Source organism: Streptomyces sp. 4N124 (assembly GCF_052245395.1).
Lineage (GTDB): Bacteria > Actinomycetota > Actinomycetes > Streptomycetales > Streptomycetaceae > Streptomyces.
Genome location: NZ_JBQQBS010000002.1, coordinates 57,512 through 77,368, shown reverse-complemented (window position 1 = coordinate 77,368; position 19,857 = coordinate 57,512). Strand labels below are relative to the sequence as shown.

The window sequence follows — 19,857 nt, the reverse complement described above, 5'->3', positions numbered from 1 at the left end:
AACTGACTTAAGGTTGCCTAGGTCAAGCTTACAAGCGCTCTTACGGAGGCCCCGTCATGTCCGACGCCCTTGCCCGTCCCGCCGAGGCGGCAGGCTCCGCCCCGCCGAGGCCGAACGCCGTGGTGGCGGTGCTGGCCTTCGCCGGAATCGTCGTATCGCTGATGCAGACCCTGGTCATCCCGATCGTCCCGGAGCTGCCCAAGCTGCTCGACGCCCCCGCGTCGGACACCGCGTGGGCGGTGACGGCGACGCTGCTCGCCGCGGCCGTGGCGACGCCGGTCGTCGGCCGGCTCGGTGACATGTTCGGCAAGCGGCGGATGCTGCTGATCAGTGTCGTGATGCTGATAGCCGGTTCGGTGGTCTGCGCGCTGAGTGAGTCCCTGGTCCCGATGATCATCGGCCGGGTCCTCCAGGGCCTGGCCTCCGGTGTGATCCCGCTCGGCATCAGCATCATGCGGGACGAACTCCCCGCCGAGCGGCTCGGCTCCGCCACCGCCATGATGAGCGCCTCCCTCGGCGTCGGCGGCGCCCTCGGACTGCCCACCGCCGCGCTCATCGCCGACAACTTCGACTGGCACGTCCTGTTCTGGACGTCGGCCGCACTGGGCGTCGTAGCACTCGGCCTGATGCTGGCGCTCGTACCGGAGTCGAAGGTGCGCACCGGCGGACGCTTCGATCTGGTGGGCGGTCTCGGCATGGCGGCGGGCCTGGTCTGTCTGCTGCTGGCGATCTCCAAGGGCGCGGACTGGGGCTGGGGCAGCGCCACCACGATCGGTCTGCTCGTCGCGTCCGTCGTCATCCTGCTGCTGTGGGGCTGGTGGGAGCTGCGTACCGAGCAGCCGCTGGTCGACCTGCGCACCACCGCCCGCCGTCAGGTCCTCGTCACCAATCTCGCCTCGATCGCCGTCGGCTTCGCGATGTTCGCGATGTCCCTGGTCCTGCCGCAGCTGCTCCAGCTGCCCGCGCAGACCGGGTACGGCCTGGGCAAGTCCATGCTGATCGCCGGTCTGGTCATGGCGCCGTCCGGCCTGGTCATGATGGCGACGGCGCCGGTCTCCGCCGCGGTGTCCAAGGCCCGTGGCCCGAAGGTCACGCTGATGATCGGTGCCCTGATCGTGGCCGCCGGCTACCTCCTCAACATCGCCCTGATGACGGAGGTCTGGCACTTCGTCCTGGTGTCCTGCGTCATCGGCGCCGGTATCGGCTTCACCTACGGCTCGATGCCCGCGCTCATCATGGCCGCCGTGCCGGCGTCGGAGACGGCCGCCGCGAACAGCCTCAACACCCTGATGCGGTCCATCGGTACGTCGACGGCGAGCGCCATCGCCGGGGTGATCCTGGCCCAGATGACGACGGACTTCGGCGGCTACGCCCTCCCGTCCCAGAACGGCTTCAAGGTCGTCCTGGCAGTGGGCGCCGGGGCGGCGCTGCTGGCCTTCGCGGTGGCCTCGCTGATCCCGCGTCAGCAGCCGGCGGGGGTGGGGGCGGCGCGGGCGGCGTCGGAGCCGGCGGGAGCGGAGACGGCGGTGAAGTCGTAGGGCCGCCGGTGTTCAGAGGTTCCCGAGCGGCTCGATGTCGACGTGCACCGGCGTGCCCCACACGCGCAGCACCTCGTAGTCGGTGAACTCGTGCACCAGCCGGTACGCCATGGCCGGGCGCGGTCCGCGTCGCTGGGCGGCGAGATACAGCTCGGCCTCGCGCCGGTCGCGGCGCGGGGTGCCGCACAGCTGCCAGACCTGGCCGTTCCACATCTCCGGGAGCCAGCGCTGCTGCGGCTGCGGACGGTCGTCGCGGACGCCGTACCGGGAGGGGGCGGGGGAGCCGGGCTGGGAGAACTGGGGCGCCGGCCCGTTGATCTCGGAACGGCGGGCGGCGCGGCGCCTGGTCTCGCAGAGCAGGCACAGGTCGGGCGCGCTCTCGTCGACCGGCCCCGTGGGGTGCTCGGCGCAGCGGGTGGTGGGGGCGGCGCCGGTGACGCCCTCTTCGAGGAGGTCCAGGGCACGGCGGAGGTCGGCCTTCACCTCGTGGAGGCGCGCGTCGGGGGTGTCGCTGGTGAGCGCCTCACCGTGCTCGCCGAGGAGACGGAGGGCGCGGCCTAGGGCGGTTCGCTGGGCGTGGTTCATACAGGGGTGGCTCCGGTCGCTTCGGGTGGCCGCGGTCAGGTGCTGCGGCCCACCTTCAGTACGTGGACGGTGACGGTGTCGTCGTCCGGTCGGTACAGCACACGCCACTGTCCAACGTGCAGCCGGTAGTAGCCGGAGCCGCCCAGGGCGCGGGCCGCCTCCGGGCGAGGGTCGTCGGCGAGTGCGCGTACCGCTGCGGCAGTCGCCTTGGCGCCCACGGGGTCGGCGGTGCGGAGCCGCCGGAACTCGTTCATGGCGTGGTTCTCCCACACCACGGCATACGTCATGAAGCGGCCTCTTGGCGGTCCTCGGTCTCCAGTTGCGCCATGAACTCGTCGTGGAGCATCGATGGACCGGATGGAGCCGCTTCACGGGCTCGTGCTTCGGCGATGTCTGCCTCGTCGCGCAGGCGCTGGAGCTCTTCCAGTTCGCTTATCGGGATGAGAGCGGCGGCAGGCTTGCCGTACTCGGTGATCAGGATGTGCTCCTGGCCGTGCCGGACCCGGCCGACCAGCTGGCCGAGCTGGTTGCGGGCTTCCACAAGCGCGTACGTGTCCATACTGAAACTGTACACACCTGCGAGTGTGTGCGGTGTGTCCATGAGACTGCTTCTGCGCTGATCCGCGCGGATGTCACTGGGCATAGTCCTTCAATATTTCGGTGCAGAGCATCGGGAGATCGCGGCGCGGATCCCGGCCGCGTGGGCACGGACTGCGGAGGCGGGCAGAGGCGCGCGGAGCGATCACGCCCTGGCCCGGGAGGCCGTCGCTGGATCGACGCGCTTCAGGGCCGTCGGTGCGTCCAGTTGCCATCCCGCCGTATAGGCCGTGGTGAAGGCGGCGTCGCCGAGCACGGACCGGGTGCGCGTGCGCACTGCCCGGATGTGGGGATCGGTGGGGTCGTGTGCGCCGCGCAGGCGTGCGGCTGCGCCGAGGACGACGGCCGCATCACGGTGCTGCCCTCGCAGTTCGGCGAGGCCGGCCACGGTCACTGCCACCATCGCCACGACCGGGAGGTCGTGGCTGTGGACTGCCGCTGTGTATGCCCGGCGCAGAGCGCGGGCGGCCGCGGACCCGTCGGCGCGCTTGAGGCAGAGTTCGGCCCGTACCGTCGCCATCAGTGCCTGACCGTGTTCGCCTCCGTGCGGTGCCTGATCGGGAAGGCCGGATTCGGCGGCGTCGATGAGCCGGCCCGCGCGGTCCAGGTCTCCGGCCTGTAGGTGCAGGAGGGCTTCGCGGGCATCGAGCAGGCGGGCCAGGTCGGGGGAGGCTGAGCGCAGTGCGCGGTGCCGGGTGGCGGTGAGGATCTCGGTGGCCTGTGCGGTTCGGCCGAGGCGGACCAGGAGATCGAACTGACGCAGGCCGAGGAAGATTTCGTCGCTGAGGCTGAGCGCCCCGAACTCTCCTGCCAGCCGTTCGGCTTCTTTCAAGTCGTCGAGGGCGGCGTCGAGTTCGCCGTCGTACTGGCGCAGCAGCGAGCGCAGGGGAAGTGCGGTGGCCTGCGCCCAGTGGTCGCCGACGCGGGTGAAGCAGTCCAGGGCTGCTGAGACGTCGCTGCGTGCCTGGTCGAGGTCGCCCTGGTTCTCGGCGACGTGGGCGCGCGAGATGCGGGTGTAGCCGGCCAGCCAGAGGTCCGGCCCGTCGATGAGGCGATCGAGGAGGGCGGCGCTGTCGCCGGTTCGGTGCAGGAGGGCGAGTTTTACGGTGGTCAGCTCGCCTGCGAATCCGGGGAGCTTCGGGTGGGAGAGCAGGCGGCGGGTGAGGGGCCGCAGTTCCTGGCTTTCGCCGGTGGCGAGGTCGTTGAACAAGGCGCTTCGGCTGGTGTGGGAGTTGAGCTGGAGCATCGCCTGGACGATGTCGCGCCGGGCGTCCGGATGCCGCGCCGGCAGGGCGGCAGTCCGCTCCAGCCAGAAGGTGGCCTCGTCGTGGCGGCCGCGGATCTGCCAGTACCAGGTCAGGTCGACGGCGAGAGCGATCGCGGCGTCGGCGCGCTGGGTGTCGCAGAGGTGGCGCAGGGCGGCGATCACGTTGTCGTGCTCGGCGCGCAGGGTGTGCAGGGCGTGGAGCTGCTGGGGGCCGCGGGTCAGCGGGTCGTAGTGGACCACCAGGTCGGCGCTGTAGTGGGCGGCCAGGTCCCGTGCGCTGGTCAGGGTGGACTGCGCGGCCAGGTTTTCCAGGCCGTACTCGCGGATCGTCTCCAGCATGCGGTACCGGCCGGTGTCGGGGTCGAGCTGCAGCAGGGAGCGGGCGACCAGGTCGGCGAGCAGGTCGGGGACGGTGCGCACGGGAACGCTGGTCCCGGTGCAGACGGCGGCGGCCGATGCGGGGGTGACGCCGCCGGGCAGGACGGCGATGCGTTCGGCGACGGTGCGTGCGTCGGCGGAGAGGAGGTCCCAGCTCCAGGCGATGACGCCGCGCAGGGTGCGGTGGCGGGCGGACGCGGTGCGGCTGCCGCTGTTGAGCAGCCTGAACCGGTCGGACAGGCCGCCGGCCAGGTCGGTCAGGGAGAGGGTGCGCAGGCGTGCCGCCGCCAGTTCGAGAGCGAGGGGCAGGCCGTCGAGGCTGCGCACGATGCGCAGCACGTCGGCGAGGTTGTGTGCGTCGACGTGGAAGCCGGGGCGCACGGCGGCGGCCCGTTCGGTGAACAGGCGTACCGAGGGCGTTCGGCGTGCCTCGGGGGCGTCGGCGTCGGGCGCGGGCTGGTCCAGGGAGCCGATGGGTACCAGTGCCTCCCCGTCGATGGCGAGGGGTTCGCGGCTGGTGGCCAGCACCTGGAGGCCGGGGCACCGGGACAGCAGCGCGGAGATCAGATGCGCCACGGCGTCGATGACATGTTCGCAGTTGTCGATGACGAGGAGGCTTTCGCGGCCGTCGAGCTGGTCGGCCAGTACGTCGATTTCGTCCACGAGGTCGCCGCGCAGCCGGGCCGTCGCGTCGAACAGTGCGGAGCCGCGCAGGCCGAGGGCGATGAGCAGGGCTCCGCCGGCCTTGTCCGGTTCGGTGACTGAGGCGAGGTCGATGAGCCAGGCCCCGTCGCGGTAGGTGTGGCGCCGGCGGCGGGCGGCTTCGATGGCCAGGCGGGTCTTGCCCGCGCCGCCGGGGCCGAGGACGGTGACCAGCCGGCCGGCTGCGAGCAGGGCGTCGATCCGGGCCAGGTCCTCGTCGCGGCCGATGAAGCTGGTCAGCGGCGCGGGGAGATTACCGGGGTTCTTCGGTGTCGGTGCGGGCTGCTTGGTGGCGGGGGAGGGCGGCTGCTGGGTGCGTAGCAGGTCGAGGTGGCGCTCGCGCAGGGCTTGGCCGGGGTCGACGCCGAGCGCGTCGGCCAGGGCCGCGCGGAACTGTTCGTACCGGGCCAGGGCCTCGGCCTGGCGTCCCTGGGCCGCGAGAGCGTCCATGAGGGTGGCGAGGGCCCGCTCGTGCAGGGGCTGTGCGGACAGGAGGCCGGTCAGGAGCGTGGCGGCGTGAGCGGCGTTTCCCACCGCCAGCTCGGCTTCGGCGAGGTCGGCGACGGCGTCGAGGGACGCCTGGGCCAGCCGGGCCGCCGCGGAGGGCTCCACGGCGGCGACGGTGAGGGGCTCGGAGCCCGGATGCCCGTCCCACAGGGCCACGGCTGCACCGAGGCAGGCTGTCGCACCGTGCGGGTCGCCCGCGCGCAGGCGTTCCCGGCCGGCCGCGGTGAGCTGCTCGAAGCGCAGCACGTCCACGTCGGTGGCGGCCACGTCCAGCCGGTATCCGCCTGCGGCCTGCGTGACCGAGTCGGCGGCGCCGAGCGCCTTGCGCAGCCGCGACACGAGCGCCTGCAAGGCGTGGGCGGGTCCGGACGGAGGGTCCTCGGGCCAGATCGCGTCGATGAGGGTCTGCTGCCCGACCGGGCGGCCCCCGGTGAGCGCCAGGCGCACGACTAGTTGCCGGAGCCGAGCCCCGGGAACGGGCAGCACACGGTCACCACGCGACGCCTGGAATGCGCCGAGCAACGTGATGCGAAGCCGCGCATCCCCATCCATGGGCTGATCCTTGCGCGAGCGCACGCCGATGCCAAATTCGAACACCACACCATGCCGCACCATGCCGCTGACAGCCCTGATCGTCCTGGTGGCCGATCCGCCCGGTCCCGTGTCAGCACGGTGTGCGCCTCCTGTGAGCGGATCGCGCCAGTCTTCGAGCACCGCGGCGGACACGACGAGCGCCGCCGGCGACATCGCGACTCGCGTACACGGAAGACTCGCGTACCCGGAAAGAGGAGGCTCCCGATGACCGGGACCACCGGCACCACGACCAGCAGCACGGCGGACTGCGGCTGGGTCCGGACCTGGGGCACCTCGCCCCACGCGCCGATCGGGGCATTCGGCCCCCTGCCCTCGTTCGCCGACACGACCCTGCGCCAGGTGGTGCGCATCAGCGGTGGCGGCCGGCAGATCCGCCTGCGCCTCACCAACGAGTACGGCACCGCCCCCCTGTCCATCGGCGCGGCCCAGGTCGCCCTCGCCACCCCCGACGGCGGGATCCGCCCGGGAAGTGAGCGCGTGCTCACCTTCGACGGCCGGCCGGCCGTGACCATCCCGACCGGCGCCCCGATGCTCAGCGACCCGATCGACCTGCCCCTGCCCGTCCTGTCGGAGCTGTCCGTCAGCCTGTACCTGCCCGAGGCGGTCAAGAGCGCCACCTGCCACGCCATGGGCGTGCAGACCGCATGGACCATGCCGGGCAACCGTGTCGACGCGCTCACCCTGCCCGCCGACGCCGAGTCACTGCCCCTGCAGGCCCTCATCTCGGCGATCGACGTGCTCGCCGACGGCCCGGCCACGACCATCGCGATCATCGGCGACTCCAACACCGACTGCTCCGGCACCACCCCGGACACCAACCGGCGCTGGACCGACCGCCTGGCCGAGCGCCTGGCCGAAACGGACGACGGGCGCACCGTGTGTGTGTCCAACCAGGGCATCAGCGGCAACCGGATGCTGAACGACGGTCTGGGCGACGCGGTCCTGGCCCGCTTCGACCGCGACGTACTGGCCACGCCGGGGCTGGGCCACGTCGTCCTGGCCATCGGCCTCGGCGACATCGGCGTCTCCTACGCCCCGAAGGACGGCACCGGCCCCTCGCCGGACTTCCTCGCCATGTTCCCCGGCGCCCCGGTGACAGCGGAAGACCTCATCGCGGGCTACCGACAGCTCATCGCCCGGGCCCACGCCCGCGGCGTGCACGTCCTGGCCGCCACGCTCACCCCCTACGAGGGCGACGAGATCTTCACGCCGGAGGGCGAGCGAGTGCGCCGGCAGGTCAATGAGTGGATCCGCACCAGCGGCGCTTTCGACGCGGTCATGGACTTCGACGCCGTCTGGAGCGACCCCGCCCACCCGAGCCGGATCAGGGACGGCTTCCACGCCGGTGACCACCTGCACGGCAGCGACGCGGGCTGCCGGGCGCTGGGCGACTCCATCGACCTGACGCTGTTCCGGTGAGCCCACCCACCACTGATCGAGAACGACCGAAACAGCGAAGGGAACGTCTCATGCATGACGTCGTGATAGCGGGCGCGGGCCCCGTCGGACTGCTGCTGGCCTGCGAGCTCGGCCTCGCCGGCTGCGATGTCCTGGTCCTCGAGCAGGAAGCGGAGCCCACCGAGTGGAAGGCCATGCCGCTGGGCATGCGCGGCCTCTCCCCGACCTCGGTCGAGGTGTTCCACCGTCGTGGCATGCTGCCGGGGCTGCTGCGCGCCTCCGGCGCCGACCAGTACGCCGGCGCGGACGCCGACCTGGAGGTGGCCCCCGCGCCGCGCAGCGTGGCGCACTTCGCCGGCATGATGCTCGACCCGGCCGACATCGACGCCGACGCCCTCGCCTACAGGCTGCCCAGCCCGGTGCTGGAAGGCATCATGACCAGTCTCGAAGCAGTCGAGAGCGTGCTCGCCGAGCAGGCCGCCAAGCTCGGCGTGAAGATCCTGCGCGGCGCCCGGGTCTCGGCCCTGCGCCAAGACGCCGACAGTGTCACCGTGCAGGCCGGCGACCAGGAGTACCAGGCGCGCTGGCTCGTCGGCTGCGACGGCGGCCGCAGCACCGTACGCGGCCTGGCAGGCTTCGCGTTCACCGGCACCGAACCCCTGTTCACCGGCTACACCATGCTCGCCACCGTCGCCGAGCCCAACCCCCTGCGGCCCGGATTCAACCTCACCCCGACCGGCATGTACCTGCGGATGCCCACCCCCGGCCACATCGGCATGCTCGACTGCGACGGCGGCGCCTACGACCGCACCCGGCAGCCGACCCTCCAGCACCTGCAGTCCGTGCTGCGCCGCGTGTCGGGCACCGACGTCACCCTCGACGACATCCACCTCGCGTCGACGTTCACCGACCGGGCGATGCAGACCGACTCCTACCGCCAGGGCCGCGTCCTGCTCGCGGGAGACGCCGCCCACATCCACTCGCCGCTGGGCGCCCAGGGACTCAACACCGGCATCGGCGACGCCATCAACCTGGGCTGGAAGCTCGCCGCGACCGTATACGGGTACGCCCCCGACGAACTGCTCGACACCTACACCCAGGAGCGCCACCCGGTCGGTGCCCACACCCTGGAGTGGACGCGCGCGCAGAGTGCGGTCATGCAGCCCGACCCGCATGCCCAGGCCATCCAGACCCTGGTCCGCGATCTGCTGAACACCCCGGACGGAGTGACCTACGTCTACAACCGGACGTCAGGGGCTTCCACCCGCTACGACCTCGGCAGCACGCATCCCTTGGTCGGACGCAACGCCCCCGACTTCCGCTTCACCGACGGCAAGCACCTCAGCGACTTCATGAAGGAAGGCGGCAGCCTCGTCCTCGACTTCACCGCCGACCAACGGCTCCATGGCGGGCACGTCGGCCACGCCGACCTGATCCGGTACGTCGCGGCCCCCGTCGTCAACGACCTCGGGTGCGGCGCCCTGCTCATCCGCCCTGACGGCGTCATCGCCTGGGCCGACGACCACGACCCCGACCTCACAGCCTTCGAACGCGCCGCCGAACGCTGGCTCGGCGCCACCACCCTCTGACCGCCGTTCACAAGGGGCAGAGCTTGTCCAAGCGCGCCACCTGCTCCGCCGTGAGCTCCAGACCCGCCGCCGCCACGTTCTCCTCCAGGTGAGCCACGTTCGCCGTCCCCGGAATCGGCAACATCACCGGCGAGTGCGCGAGGAGCCAGGCCAGCATCACCTGTGTTGCCGTGCCGCCGGTCTCGGACGCTACGGCGGCGATCTCGGCGGTCGTGCCCGATGTGCCGTGGGCGACCGGGCGCCAGGGCAGGAAGGCGATGCCCGCTGCCTCGCAGGCTTCGAGGACGGGCTCGTACTCGCGGTCGAGCAGGTTGTAGCGGTTCTGGACGCCGGCGATGTCGGCGACGGTGCGTGCTTCGGTGAGTTCGGCGACGGTGACTTCGGACAGGCCGATCCGGCCGACCTTGCCCTCCGTCACCAGCTCGCCGAGCGTGCCGACCTGGTCGGCCACCGGGATCTCCGGGTCGATGCGGTGCAGTTGGAGGAGATCGATGCGGTCGAGGCGGAGGCGGCGCAGGGCCGCGTCGACGCCCGCCCGCAGCCCGGCGGGGCTGGCGTCCTGCCGCCACTCGCCGTCGACCCGGGAGATGCCGACCTTCGTGGCGACGAGGAGGTCATCGGGGTACGGGTGCAGGGCCTCGGCCAGCAGCTCCTCGTTCGCGCCCCAGCCGTACATGTGCGCCGTGTCGATCAGGGTGACGCCGAGTTCGACGGCTCGTCGCGCGACCGCGATGGCGGCGGTGCGCGCATCCGCGGGTTCGGTGGGCAGGTGCATCGCCCCGAATCCGAGGCGCCCCACCTCCAGGTCGCCGCCGATCTGAAATGTGGTCATCGCTGCGGCTGCCATGCGCCCACGCTATCCGGGCTCGGCGATGCGCGTCAGGCCCCCGAAGAGATACGTCGCCGCGAACCCCACCCCATACCCCGTCACCAGCCCACCCGCATACACCGCCACCGGCACCGCCCACCCCCCGTCCCCCGCCAGCAGCGGAAACAGTGCCCAGCCCGACGGGCCGATCGCCGTCGCCCCCACCCGCTCCCCGAGCATCGCGAACAGGCCCACGAAGCCGCCGCCCGCCGCTCCGCCCGCGCAGGCGGTCAGGAAGGGGCGGCCCAGGGGGAGGGAGACGCCGTAGATCAGTGGTTCCCCGACGCCCAACAGCCCTGCCGGGAGGGCCGACTTGATCGTCGTACGGATGGAGGTGTCGTGGCGCAGCCGGACGTACACCGCGAGTGCCGCGCCGACCTGGCCCGCGCCGGCCATGGCGAGGATGGGGAGCAGGGTGGTGTGGCCCTGCTGGTCGATCAGCGTCATGTGGACGGGGATCAGGGCCTGGTGGAGGCCCAGCATGACCAGGGGGAGGAAGAGGCCGCCCAGGATCAGGCCGGCGAGCGCGCCGGTCGTCGTGAGGAGCCAGTTCGCGGCGGTGCCGACGGCGGTGGAGATCTCGCCGGCCGCGTACATGAGGCCGTAGAGCGTGGCCAGGCCGGAGACGAGGACGGTCAGGGTCGGGGTGAGGAGGACGTCGAGGGTCTCGGGGATGCGGGTGCGGCACCACTTCTCGATGTACGTCCCCAGCAGCGCCGCCGCCAGCGCGCCCAGCACCCCGCCCTGGCCGGGAGCGAGGGTGACCCCGAACGCCGTCACCTTCGCCACCCCGGGATACACGACGATCGCCGCCACCGCCCCGCCCAGCACCGGAGTGCCGCCGAACTCCTTCGCCGTGTTGTAGCCGACGAAGACCGCGATCAGGGCCATGAACGCGGAGGCGATGGCGGCGAGGGCGGGGGTGAGGCCGGGCAGCCAACCGGCGTTCAGCAGCAGGCCGTTGACGCCCGCGAGGATGCCGCAGCCGATGAGGGCGGGGATGAGGGGGACGAAGATGTTCGCGATGCGACGGAGGGTCTGTTTGAGCGGGGTCGCGTTGCGCTGACGTTGATCCTCTCGCAACTGCACTCCGTGCGAGGCCAGTTGAGCGGCCGGCGTCACCAGCGCCTCGAACTCCGGCGTCACCCTCGCCACCACCCCCGGCCCCAGCACGATCTGGTACGTGTCGTCGTCGGCGACCACGCCCAGGACGCCGGGCACGGCCCGTACGGCTTCGTCGTCGACCAGGGTGCGGTCGGCGAGGCCCAGGCGGAGGCGGGTCATGCAGTGGGCGACGGAGGTGATGTTCGCGGGGCCGCCGACCAGGGGGAGGAGGGCGGCGGCCGTGGTCGCGGGGGTGTGCGGGGTGTGCATGCGGTGAGCGTGCGGGCTAGCCCCTCGCCGCCGCCAGCGCGGCACGCAGATGGCCGCCGGACTCCTCCAGAAGGCGGGCGGCCGTCGGGCCGTCGACGCCGGTGAGGATGGTCAGGATCGCGTTCTTCACCTCGCCGTCCGTGCCCGCGAGCGCGGCCTCGATCTCCTCGTCCGAGGCGCCGGTGGCGAGGGCGACGATACGGCGGGAGCGGGCGCGCAGCTTCTCGTTGGAGGCGCGTACGTCGACCATCAGGTTCCCGTACGTCTTGCCCAGCCGGATCATCGTGATCGTCGACAGCATGTTGAGCACGAGCTTCTGCGCCGTGCCCGCCTTGAGGCGGGTGGATCCGGTCACCAACTCCGGCCCCACGACGATCTCGATGCCGTGATCGGCAGCCGCCGCGAGCGCGCTGTCCGCGTTGCACGCCAGGCCGACGGTCAGCGCACCCAGCTGCCGGGCGTGCTCCACGGCGCCGACGGCGTACGGCGTGCGGCCCGAGGCGGAGACGCCGACGACCGTGTCGAGGGCGGTCAGGCCGAGTCCGTCGAGGTCCCGTCTCGCCAGCTCGGCGGAGTCCTCGGCACCCTCGACGGAGGTGGCCATGGCCTCGGGGCCGCCCGCGATCAGGCCCACGACCTGGGAGGGATCGGTGTTGAAGGTGGGCGGGCACTCGGAGGCGTCCAGGACACCGAGGCGGCCGGCGGTGCCTGCGCCGGCGTTAAGGAGCCGGCCGCCGCGGGCCATCCGCTCGGCCACGGCATCGATGGCGGCGGCGATCTGCGGGAGTTTCGCGGCGACGGCGGTCGGGACGGTCGCGTCCTCGCCGTTCATCAGCCGGGCGATCTCAAGGGTCGGCAGCTGATCGATCTCGGAGAGTTCGGGCCGGAAGGCTTCCGTGGTCAGCGATTCCAACTCGGCACGGACGTCGCGCTGAGGAGAGGCGGAGGTCATGAGGCGGCGGCTCTTTCACTCAGGGTCACTCAAGGATCAGGGGCGGACTTACGTCTACCGCGAACCGTTCCGATGCCGGTGCGCCAGCGCCTCATAAGACGCCGACAACGCGGGCGCGGCCGTTTCGTACGTCCGCTGCGCGACCCCGATGAACAGGCAGTCCACGACGAGGAGCTGACTCGTGCGGGACGACATCGCGGCGGGCCGCAATTCACTCTCCCGGGCCGTGGACGTCGTCAGCACATGATCCGCGTACTGCGACACCGGCCCGTCCGGCCGCCCCGTGATCGCGATCGTCGTGGCCCCGTGCTCGAACGCGACCCTGAGCGGCTCGATGACGTCCCCCGTGGACCCGGAGTGCGTGATCGCGATCGCCACATCACCCCCGCGGAGCTGCACCGCGTTCGTCACGGCGAGGTGCGGATCGCTGTGCGCGTGGGCTATCAGCCCTATCCGCAGCAGCTTCTGGGTGAGGTCCTGCGCCACCAGCCCGGACGCCCCGACCCCGTACACATCGGCCCGGCGCGCGGAGGCCAGCGCGGATACGGCCGCCCCCAACTGCACCGTGTCCAGCCCGGCCGCCGTGTCCGCGAGGGTCTGCTGCTCGTCGTAGGCGAGCTTGGCGACCACGTCGGCGATCGGGTCGTCGACGGCGATGTCGGTGGTGAGCGCGGGGGCGCGCCCGGACTGCTGCTGTGCGGCGAGGCCGGCGAGGGCGAGGCGCAGATCCCGGTAGCCGGGGTAGCCGAGGAGACGGGCGGTGCGGACGACGGTCGCCTCGCTGGTGCCGGTGAGTTCGGCGAGTCCGGTGACCGTGAGGGCGGCGCAGCCGGCCGGGTCGTGGGCGACGGCTTCGGCGACGCGCTGCATGGAACGGGTCATCGAGGGGGCGAGGGTGCGCACCTTGGCCGCGAGAGCGGCGGGCGCGGGTGGCGCACCGCCAGGTCCGGTGCCGGTGCCGAAAATTTCCTTCACTTCCTGGGTCACTCTTGAAAGATATTTTCGGCTCGGTGCGGTGGTCAAGAGTGCGCACAATGGAGACATGGACCCCACCGACTCCCCCGACTCCCCTGTCAGCCCCCTGGAGCAGGCGTTGCACGCGGCACGCGCCCTCGTGCTCGCCGACCTGGTCGCGGGCGATGTCGCCGAGGCGGACGTGGTGTCGCTGGTCGAGGAGTCCGTCGTACAGCGGCGCTGGTGGGTGGAGCAGTGGCCGGAGGGAGCCGCGTTCGTGGCCGGGCTGATCGCCCAGGACGTCCAGGACGCGCTGCTGGAGCGGTACGGCCGCTGGCCCCTGTGCCCCGTCTGCGGCTCCGGCGACCCGCACGCCCTCGACGTCGAACCGGAACTCGGGCCCGACCCGCACTGGGTGTGCCACAAGGCGGGCGTGAAAGTCGCCTCCGTCGGCACGCTCGGTTCGTGCACCGGCGGGACCGCCTCGTCGTGACGCTCTACATCGACCCGCCCACCTGGCCCGGCCACGGCCGGATGTGGTCCCACCTCGTCAGCGACGTCTCGTACGACGAACTCCACACGTTCGCCGAGGGCTTGGGCGTGCCCCGGCGTGCCTTCGAGCGGGATCACTACGACATCCCGTCGCATCGTTACGCGGACGTGGTGGCCGCCGGGGCGGTGGAGGTCAGCAGCCGGGAGGTGGTGCGGCTGCTGACGGGGGCGGGGTTGCGGCGGGCGAAGGGCCGGGATCAGCCGCGCAGCTCGTAGACGAACAACTCCTCGTCCTCACCGACCCTTTTGAATCCGGCGCGGGTCACGACACCCTGCGACGGCCGGTTGTCGGGCTCGACCTTCGCGAGGATCCGCCGGACGTCGTCCCGGGCCAGGGCCCACGCCGACAGGGCGCGCAGCGCCTCCGTGGCGTAGCCATGACCGCGGCCGCCCTCGACCAGGTCGTAGCCGATCTCCACCAGTCCCTCGCCGTCCGGCGCCGCATGAAACCCCATGGCACCGACAGCACCCCCGTCCTCCCGTCGCACCAGCACGAACACCCCGAACTCCGGCCGCAGCGCTCCCTCTTCGTACGCCTTCATCAGCAGCCCGGAGGCCACGCGGGTGCCCTCGAACGGCTCGCCGTCGACCCACTCGAACCCGCCGTCGCCGCCCGTGTGCAGGTCGGCGGCTGCCGCCGGGGTGACGCCCTCAAGGGTGAGGCGGTCGGTGGGGAGGACCAGGTTGTTGTGCCAGCGCCACTGGGTGACGGGTGCGCGGCCGGGCAGGTCGCCGCGGCCGGTGGCCCACAGCAGGGTGGGCCAGGGGGCGGGGCCGGGGCGGACGTCCGGGAAGATCGTGGTGAGGACGGACTCACAGAGCCCGGCGGGTGGTTCGTACGACAGGCCGAGTCCCTCGGCGATGTCATGCGTGTGCAGGAGCACCTCCGCGATCCCCATCGCCGCGAAGCCGTCGCGGTTGGCGCTGCGGAAGGGGTACGGGTGGAACGCGCGCACCTCGCGGGGGGTGCTGCGCAGGGTGGCCGTGAACAGCGCGCCGGTCGCCTCGATCACGTCCAGGACGCCCTCGTTGTCGATGCCCTCCTCGGGCACGATCTCGAACGGGACGTACCGGTCCTGCGCGCGTCCGGCGAGCTGGCCCGCGTACGCGATCAGATCCTCGGCGACATGGAACGCGGTGTCGCGGCAACTCCAGCTCAGCCGACCCGCCTTCGCCCCTTCCCAGTCCCGGTCCGTGGCCGTCCGCAGGAGAGCGACGCAGCCCGCAACGGCTTCCTGTACCTGATCCCCACCCGTGTTCCGCATGCCGCGCAGACTAGGCCGACGGCGGTCGGCCGAGCGACAGCATTTCCAGCTCCGACCGCAGGTTGTAGCGCGCCGTCGCCTCCCACTCCCTCTCCCCATGCGGTGTGTGGAACAGACGGGGCAGGTCGAGGAGCTGGCGCAGGATTGCTGAACGGCCTTCGCGGAAGGCGTCGTTGGGGACGAAGTGGTACTCCTCGCGGACGGACGCGGTGTAGGCGGCGTACGCCGACGGCGGCGACGCGAGGATCGCCAGGTCGGCGTCGCACAGCACCTGCCCGTCGCGGTCGTCACCGGCCGGGGCGTGGGTGACGGTGAGCCGGACCAGCCGGGCGACCTCCGCGGTCTTCGCGGCGGACAGACCGGCCTCGGGCAGCGCCCGCTCGGCGAGCCGGGCCGACCGCTCCTCGTTCTCGGACCGGTCGGGCAGGTACACCGCGTCGTGGAACCACGCGGCCAGGCGTACGACGTCCGGGTCCTCCGCGTGCTTCTCCAGCACGTCGATGTGGTCGAGGACCGCGGTGAGGTGCGTGAGCGTGTGATAACGGCGCTGGGGTTCCTGCCAGCGGGTGAGCAGATCGTCGGCGTACGGCGCCGGGTCGGGCGAGTCCACCGGGGCGCGGGCCGCCCGCAGGGCGTCGGTGAAGCGGGCGGCGAGGGCTTCGAGGTCGGGCATGTGCGCCATTCTCCCGTGACGTGGGCCACGCGCCCTAGCGTGTGAGGCATGACTTCTGCTGAGGTACGTGACCCCGAACTGCCCGGACGGCTGCTGATCACCGAGCGCGACGCGCTGATTCCGCTGTTGCGCGAGCGACCGGACACGGATTTCGCCACGCCTGTCGGCGCCTGCCCCGGCTGGAGCGTGCGGGATGTGCTGGCCCACTGTTCGGCCGCCTTGCTGCGGGTCGTGGAGAGCCGGTTCGAGAAGGACGTGTTCTCGCCCGAGGCCAACGACCGGGACATCGCCGAGCGCGCCGACTGGACGAACGCGCGTGTCGTCGACGAGCTGGAGCGCGGGATGACCGACGCGGGGCCCGTGATCGCCGCGGCGGGCGGCGTCTTCGACGGGATCGCACTCGGCGAGTGGGTGCACGCCGGGGACGTACGCGAGGCGTGGGGCGAGCCCGGAGCCTACGCCGGAGCCGGACTGCCGTACGCACTCACGCTGCTGGCCGCGGTGACCCGGGATCGGGGCCAGGTGCCGTTGCACGCCGACCTCGACGACGTCGACGAGCCGGTGCGGCTGGGCGATGTGTCGGGGACGCGGACACCCGCACGGTTCATCGGGGACGCCGCCACGCTCGTACGGCTGTACTCGGGGCGTACGACGGCAGGGGCGTCGTACGAGCTGGCGGGCGTGAAGGAGGCCGAGCTCAACATCTTCGGCTGACGGCGATCTTCCCGCGACCTCGGCCTTCCCGGGTAGGCTGGCATTGGACTAGACCTCCTAGCCGTCCCGAGCCGCCGAGGAATGGGGTCCCATGAGCAAGCGTGCAGTCCTGGAGGTGATCGCCCTCGACGCCGAGGACGCCCTCGCCGCCCAGGCCGGAGGCGCGGATCGCCTCGAACTGGTCACCGACATGGCAGCGGACGGCCTCACCCCGCCGACCAAGACCTTCACCGCGATCCGCGCCGCCGTCGACATCGACCTGCGCGTGATGCTGCGGCTCGCGGACGGATTCGCGGCGGAGGACGTCGGACGCTTGGCGGAGGTGGCGCGGGACCTGCGCGGCGCGGGGGCCGACCAGTTCGTGCTCGGATTCCTGGACACCCACGGAGGCGTCGACCTGGACGCGGTGGAGCGAGTGGTGGCCGAACTGAACGGCTGCCGATGGACCTTCCACCGCGCCATCGACCACGCGGCCGACCGCGACGCCCTCCGCAAACAGGCCGCCGACCTGCCCGGACTCGACACCTACCTGACAGCCGGATCAGCGGACGGCGTGGACGACGGCCTCTCGACGCTGCTCGCGGAGGCGGGGCGGCGAGGGGAGCCGGGGTACGAGCAGCAGATCCTGGTGGGCGGGGGCCTACGGCTGGATCACGTACCGCGGTTGCGAGCCGCAGGTATCGATGCCTTCCACATCGGAGGGGCAGCGAGGCCGGAGGGCTGGACGTCCCCAGTGTCGGCGGACGCGGTACTGGAGTGGCGTCGGGTCTTGGACCAAGGCTGACTCGAACTCCCTAGGGGCGCGGGGAACTGCGCGACCAGCCCCCACTCACCCGCACTCGCCACACAACCTCATGTGGCAATCACAGTTGCGCCGGCAACCCCGCCGCATGCGTCACGATCAACCCCGAGACGGCCCGAGTGAGGGCCACGTACAGCCGCCGCAACCCCGTCCGCTCATCCGGCTCCCCATCAACCACCGCCTGCGGCTCGTCGAGGACCACGTAGTCGTACTCAAGCCCCTTCGCGAGCGAGGCAGGAACGAGGGTAAGCCGGGTCTCCTGCGTCGTCTCCTCACCGGGGGCCAGAAAACCGATCCCCGCCGCCACCAACGCCTCCGCCAGCGCAGCGATCCGCGCATCGGCGGTGATCAGCCCCGTAGACCCCTCATTCCGCAGCAACTCCTCACACGCGGCCACCACTTCCCCCGCCTCGGCCACCGCACGGACCTCGAAGAACCCCGGATTCTCCCGCACCGATGCCACCGGCGTCAGCCCTGGCGCAATATGCGGCAGCAGCCGGGACGCGTACGTGATCACATCCGTCGGCACACGGAAACCGGCCGTCAGCTCCTCGACAACCGCGTCCGTCTTCCCCAGGTGGGCCAGCGCCTCGTCCCAACTCCGCGTAGCCCAGGGCGTCGTACCCTGCGCCAGATCCCCGAGGACCGTCGCCGAACCGGTGGTGCACCGCCGCCCGACCGCGCGGTACTGCATGGGCGAGAGATCCTGCGCCTCGTCGAGAACCACATGCCCCAGCGAATGCGTACGCTGCACCAGATCCGTCGCCTCGTCGATCAACACGGCGTCCGCGGCAGCCCACTTGGCGGCCTTCACCGACCGCACCGGCTTCGCCCACAGGATCCTCTTCTGCTCGTCCTCGCTGAGGACCCCTCCCGCGTGCACAGCGAGAAAGTCCGCGTCCGTCAGCAGCCGCAGCACGAGCTTCGCCGGGTCGACCGGCGGCCAGATCGCCTTCACCGCCGCCTTCACCGCGGCGTTGCGGGCGACGGCGTCCTGCACCCGGTCGTCCGGCGCCTCTCCGGAGCGTTCCATCTGCACCAGCACCGCGTGCGCGATCCGCTGCGGCAGGGCCTCGCGGGCGGCGCCGTACCGGATGTCGCGGTCGAGCAACTCCTGGACGATGCCTTCGAGTTCGTACGCCGGGACCCGCCAGCGACGCGAGCCGCGCACGACGACGACCGGCTCGGTGGGCATGGTCACATGGGAGCGGACGGCGCGCCGCAGCACCTCCGCCATCCTCGCGTCCCCCTTGATCACCGCTGCTGCCGCGTCGTCCGTGCCCCGCACCTCCACGTGCGCCACGAGGTCGTCGACCGTCGCCTGCCGGACCGTCAACTCGCCCAGCGCGGGGAGTACTTGCTCGATGTAGTGCAGGAAGGACTTGTTCGGCCCGATGACGAGCGTGCCGGTGCGGGCGAGTCGCTCACGGTGGGCGTACAGCAGATACGCGACCCGGTGCAGGCCCACGGCCGTCTTCCCGGTCCCGGGACCTCCCTGCACACACACGGTCCCGCCCAGCCCGCTGCGCACGATCTCGTCCTGCTCCGGCTGGATCGTCGCCACGATGTCCCGCATCGGCCCGACGCGCGGGCGCTCGATCTCCTGCTGGAGCAGCTTGCTCGTCCGCGCGGCCTCCGACGGGTCGGAGAGGTGCTCGTCCTCGTACGCGGTCAGGTCGCCGCCCGTGTACCCGAAGCGGCGGCGCAGCGCGACGTCCATCGGGGCCTTCTTCGAGGCCCGGTAGAAGGGCTGGGACACCGGCGCACGCCAGTCGATCACCATCGGGTCGCCGTCGTGGTCGTGCACATGCCGCCGCCCGATGTAGAAGCGCTCGCCTTCCGCCCCTTCGGCCTGGTCCGCGCCCGGTGCGTGCAGGTAGTCGAGCCGGCCGAAGAACAGCGGGGTGTCGCTGAGGTCGGCGAGGGCCTTGATCCGCTCGTCGATCTGGTGGGCGAGGACTTCGGCGTTGACCCAGTTCGCGGTGACGTCGCTGATGTCGAGGGACTCGACGTCCTCGCGCATGGCGCGCAGGGCGGCACGGGAGGAGGCGAGATGGGAGCGCTCTCGGGAGAGGGGATCGGCGGACGACGGCGTGGACAAGGGGTGCCTCCGTTGGATCCAGACAAGAGCGGAGATTCTAGGTCGCCGTGGGAGATGGATGCCAACGGTTTTTCCGGGCCACGAGCCGTCGGGTTCCCGTGCGTTGCGTCGGTCGCGTTTCCCGTGCCTTGCGTCATCCCCTAGGGGACGGCCCTCTCCGTCCTAAGGGGCATGGCTAGCCCCACAGGCGTACCAACGGACGACACGGGTTCGCCCCGCAGACCGATGCCCTCCCCATGGCCGGAGAGCCACCATGGATACATGAGCGCAGCAACCTTCACCCCAGCCCCTGGCCGCGCCTCAGGCGCGACCGCCATCACCCAGACCCATCACCGTCACCGCCTCGGCGAGGCCCTGCGTGCCCTCAAGGTGTACGCGGGCGCCGCCTTCGACGTGATCGTCCTCGGCGAGTACGGCGAGGAAGCCGGCGTCCGCCGCAAGTGACCC

Annotated in this window: 19 protein-coding genes; 8 read left to right on the top strand and 11 right to left on the bottom strand. The window is 71.7% G+C overall.

The window, feature by feature from the left end; genetic code table 11:
• Positions 1 to 56: 56 nt before the first annotated feature.
• On the top strand, positions 57 to 1,538 hold the full coding sequence (locus ACTWQO_RS02305; RefSeq protein ID WP_443235491.1) for an MFS transporter: 1,482 nt from the start codon (positions 57 to 59) through the stop codon (positions 1,536 to 1,538).
• 12 nt (positions 1,539 to 1,550) lie between these two features.
• Here ACTWQO_RS02305 and ACTWQO_RS02300 read toward each other — a convergent pair whose 3' ends face one another.
• From ACTWQO_RS02300 to ACTWQO_RS02285, 4 genes are all read right to left on the bottom strand, one after another.
• The gene (locus ACTWQO_RS02300; RefSeq protein WP_443235490.1) at positions 1,551 to 2,123 is read right to left on the bottom strand and encodes a hypothetical protein; all 573 of its coding nucleotides are present in this window, start codon (positions 2,121 to 2,123) and stop codon (positions 1,551 to 1,553) included.
• A gap of 35 nt (positions 2,124 to 2,158) precedes the next feature.
• A complete protein-coding gene (locus ACTWQO_RS02295) occupies positions 2,159 to 2,410 on the bottom strand; it encodes a type II toxin-antitoxin system RelE family toxin (RefSeq protein WP_328362374.1) in 252 nt (83 codons plus the stop codon).
• Positions 2,407 to 2,682, bottom strand: coding sequence for a type II toxin-antitoxin system Phd/YefM family antitoxin (locus ACTWQO_RS02290; RefSeq protein ID WP_328362377.1), 276 nt, complete (start codon positions 2,680 to 2,682; stop codon positions 2,407 to 2,409). The genes ACTWQO_RS02295 and ACTWQO_RS02290 overlap by 4 nt, the downstream gene beginning before the upstream one ends.
• Before the next feature lie 183 nt (positions 2,683 to 2,865).
• A complete protein-coding gene (locus ACTWQO_RS02285) occupies positions 2,866 to 6,126 on the bottom strand; it encodes a BTAD domain-containing putative transcriptional regulator (protein ID WP_443235489.1) in 3,261 nt (1,086 codons plus the stop codon).
• A 246-nt stretch (positions 6,127 to 6,372) separates the two neighbouring features.
• Between ACTWQO_RS02285 and ACTWQO_RS02280 the strand changes: the two genes are divergently transcribed.
• Both ACTWQO_RS02280 and ACTWQO_RS02275 read left to right on the top strand, forming a co-directional pair.
• Positions 6,373 to 7,587, top strand: coding sequence for an SGNH/GDSL hydrolase family protein (locus ACTWQO_RS02280; RefSeq protein ID WP_443235488.1), 1,215 nt, complete (start codon positions 6,373 to 6,375; stop codon positions 7,585 to 7,587).
• Between the two features lie 50 nt (positions 7,588 to 7,637).
• On the top strand, positions 7,638 to 9,155 hold the full coding sequence (locus ACTWQO_RS02275; protein ID WP_443235487.1) for an FAD-dependent monooxygenase: 1,518 nt from the start codon (positions 7,638 to 7,640) through the stop codon (positions 9,153 to 9,155).
• A 7-nt stretch (positions 9,156 to 9,162) separates the two neighbouring features.
• On the opposite strand, the gene ACTWQO_RS02270 is transcribed toward ACTWQO_RS02275, so the two are convergent.
• Genes ACTWQO_RS02270 through ACTWQO_RS02255 form a run of 4 tightly spaced genes read right to left on the bottom strand, consistent with a single transcriptional unit; the run spans position 9,163 to position 13,336 of the window.
• Positions 9,163 to 10,002: an aldo/keto reductase gene (locus ACTWQO_RS02270; RefSeq protein WP_443235486.1), complete on the bottom strand. Its 840-nt coding sequence runs from the start codon at positions 10,000 to 10,002 to the stop codon at positions 9,163 to 9,165.
• A gap of 9 nt (positions 10,003 to 10,011) precedes the next feature.
• A complete protein-coding gene (locus ACTWQO_RS02265; protein ID WP_443235485.1) occupies positions 10,012 to 11,397 on the bottom strand; it encodes a PTS transporter subunit EIIC in 1,386 nt (461 codons plus the stop codon).
• 16 nt (positions 11,398 to 11,413) lie between these two features.
• On the bottom strand, positions 11,414 to 12,349 hold the full coding sequence (gene murQ, locus ACTWQO_RS02260) for an N-acetylmuramic acid 6-phosphate etherase (RefSeq protein WP_443235484.1): 936 nt from the start codon (positions 12,347 to 12,349) through the stop codon (positions 11,414 to 11,416).
• A 54-nt stretch (positions 12,350 to 12,403) separates the two neighbouring features.
• On the bottom strand, positions 12,404 to 13,336 hold the full coding sequence (locus ACTWQO_RS02255; RefSeq protein WP_443235483.1) for a MurR/RpiR family transcriptional regulator: 933 nt from the start codon (positions 13,334 to 13,336) through the stop codon (positions 12,404 to 12,406).
• A gap of 55 nt (positions 13,337 to 13,391) precedes the next feature.
• Between ACTWQO_RS02255 and ACTWQO_RS02250 the strand changes: the two genes are divergently transcribed.
• Complete coding sequence (locus tag ACTWQO_RS02250) at positions 13,392 to 13,796, top strand: hypothetical protein (RefSeq protein ID WP_443235482.1); 405 nt, start codon at positions 13,392 to 13,394, stop codon at positions 13,794 to 13,796.
• The gene (locus ACTWQO_RS02245) at positions 13,793 to 14,071 is read left to right on the top strand and encodes a DUF4031 domain-containing protein (RefSeq protein ID WP_443235743.1); all 279 of its coding nucleotides are present in this window, start codon (positions 13,793 to 13,795) and stop codon (positions 14,069 to 14,071) included. The genes ACTWQO_RS02250 and ACTWQO_RS02245 overlap by 4 nt, the downstream gene beginning before the upstream one ends.
• On the opposite strand, the gene ACTWQO_RS02240 is transcribed toward ACTWQO_RS02245, so the two are convergent.
• Both ACTWQO_RS02240 and ACTWQO_RS02235 read right to left on the bottom strand, forming a co-directional pair.
• Positions 14,053 to 15,120 carry a GNAT family N-acetyltransferase gene (locus tag ACTWQO_RS02240; protein ID WP_443235481.1) on the bottom strand — a complete coding sequence of 356 codons (1,068 nt, stop codon included), beginning with the start codon at positions 15,118 to 15,120 and terminating at the stop codon, positions 14,053 to 14,055. The genes ACTWQO_RS02245 and ACTWQO_RS02240 overlap by 19 nt on opposite strands.
• Before the next feature lie 10 nt (positions 15,121 to 15,130).
• Positions 15,131 to 15,793 carry an HD domain-containing protein gene (locus ACTWQO_RS02235; protein ID WP_443235480.1) on the bottom strand — a complete coding sequence of 221 codons (663 nt, stop codon included), beginning with the start codon at positions 15,791 to 15,793 and terminating at the stop codon, positions 15,131 to 15,133.
• A 48-nt stretch (positions 15,794 to 15,841) separates the two neighbouring features.
• On the opposite strand from ACTWQO_RS02235, the gene ACTWQO_RS02230 reads away from it, so the two are divergent.
• Together ACTWQO_RS02230 and ACTWQO_RS02225 are read left to right on the top strand one after the other, a co-directional pair.
• Positions 15,842 to 16,507 carry a maleylpyruvate isomerase family mycothiol-dependent enzyme gene (locus ACTWQO_RS02230; protein ID WP_443235479.1) on the top strand — a complete coding sequence of 222 codons (666 nt, stop codon included), beginning with the start codon at positions 15,842 to 15,844 and terminating at the stop codon, positions 16,505 to 16,507.
• A gap of 91 nt (positions 16,508 to 16,598) precedes the next feature.
• Complete coding sequence (locus tag ACTWQO_RS02225) at positions 16,599 to 17,291, top strand: copper homeostasis protein CutC (RefSeq protein WP_443235478.1); 693 nt, start codon at positions 16,599 to 16,601, stop codon at positions 17,289 to 17,291.
• 79 nt (positions 17,292 to 17,370) lie between these two features.
• On the opposite strand, the gene ACTWQO_RS02220 is transcribed toward ACTWQO_RS02225, so the two are convergent.
• Entirely contained in the window at positions 17,371 to 19,410 is a 2,040-nt protein-coding gene (locus ACTWQO_RS02220; protein WP_443235477.1) for a HelD family protein, read from the bottom strand.
• Positions 19,411 to 19,671: 261 nt separating this feature from the next.
• Between ACTWQO_RS02220 and ACTWQO_RS02215 the strand changes: the two genes are divergently transcribed.
• Complete coding sequence (locus tag ACTWQO_RS02215) at positions 19,672 to 19,854, top strand: hypothetical protein (protein WP_443235476.1); 183 nt, start codon at positions 19,672 to 19,674, stop codon at positions 19,852 to 19,854.
• Positions 19,855 to 19,857: the final 3 nt, after the last annotated feature.

Coding starts and splice junctions, on each gene's coding strand:
- ACTWQO_RS02305 (WP_443235491.1), top strand. CDS start 57: ATGTCCGACGCCCTTGCCCGTCCCGCCGAGGCGGCAGGCTCCGCCCCG.
- ACTWQO_RS02300 (WP_443235490.1), bottom strand. CDS start 2,123: ATGAACCACGCCCAGCGAACCGCCCTAGGCCGCGCCCTCCGTCTCCTC.
- ACTWQO_RS02295 (WP_328362374.1), bottom strand. CDS start 2,410: ATGACGTATGCCGTGGTGTGGGAGAACCACGCCATGAACGAGTTCCGG.
- ACTWQO_RS02290 (WP_328362377.1), bottom strand. CDS start 2,682: ATGGACACGTACGCGCTTGTGGAAGCCCGCAACCAGCTCGGCCAGCTG.
- ACTWQO_RS02285 (WP_443235489.1), bottom strand. CDS start 6,126: ATGGATGGGGATGCGCGGCTTCGCATCACGTTGCTCGGCGCATTCCAG.
- ACTWQO_RS02280 (WP_443235488.1), top strand. CDS start 6,373: ATGACCGGGACCACCGGCACCACGACCAGCAGCACGGCGGACTGCGGC.
- ACTWQO_RS02275 (WP_443235487.1), top strand. CDS start 7,638: ATGCATGACGTCGTGATAGCGGGCGCGGGCCCCGTCGGACTGCTGCTG.
- ACTWQO_RS02270 (WP_443235486.1), bottom strand. CDS start 10,002: ATGGCAGCCGCAGCGATGACCACATTTCAGATCGGCGGCGACCTGGAG.
- ACTWQO_RS02265 (WP_443235485.1), bottom strand. CDS start 11,397: ATGCACACCCCGCACACCCCCGCGACCACGGCCGCCGCCCTCCTCCCC.
- murQ (WP_443235484.1), bottom strand. CDS start 12,349: ATGACCTCCGCCTCTCCTCAGCGCGACGTCCGTGCCGAGTTGGAATCG.
- ACTWQO_RS02250 (WP_443235482.1), top strand. CDS start 13,392: ATGGACCCCACCGACTCCCCCGACTCCCCTGTCAGCCCCCTGGAGCAG.
- ACTWQO_RS02240 (WP_443235481.1), bottom strand. CDS start 15,120: ATGCGGAACACGGGTGGGGATCAGGTACAGGAAGCCGTTGCGGGCTGC.
- ACTWQO_RS02235 (WP_443235480.1), bottom strand. CDS start 15,793: ATGCCCGACCTCGAAGCCCTCGCCGCCCGCTTCACCGACGCCCTGCGG.
- ACTWQO_RS02230 (WP_443235479.1), top strand. CDS start 15,842: ATGACTTCTGCTGAGGTACGTGACCCCGAACTGCCCGGACGGCTGCTG.
- ACTWQO_RS02225 (WP_443235478.1), top strand. CDS start 16,599: ATGAGCAAGCGTGCAGTCCTGGAGGTGATCGCCCTCGACGCCGAGGAC.
- ACTWQO_RS02215 (WP_443235476.1), top strand. CDS start 19,672: ATGAGCGCAGCAACCTTCACCCCAGCCCCTGGCCGCGCCTCAGGCGCG.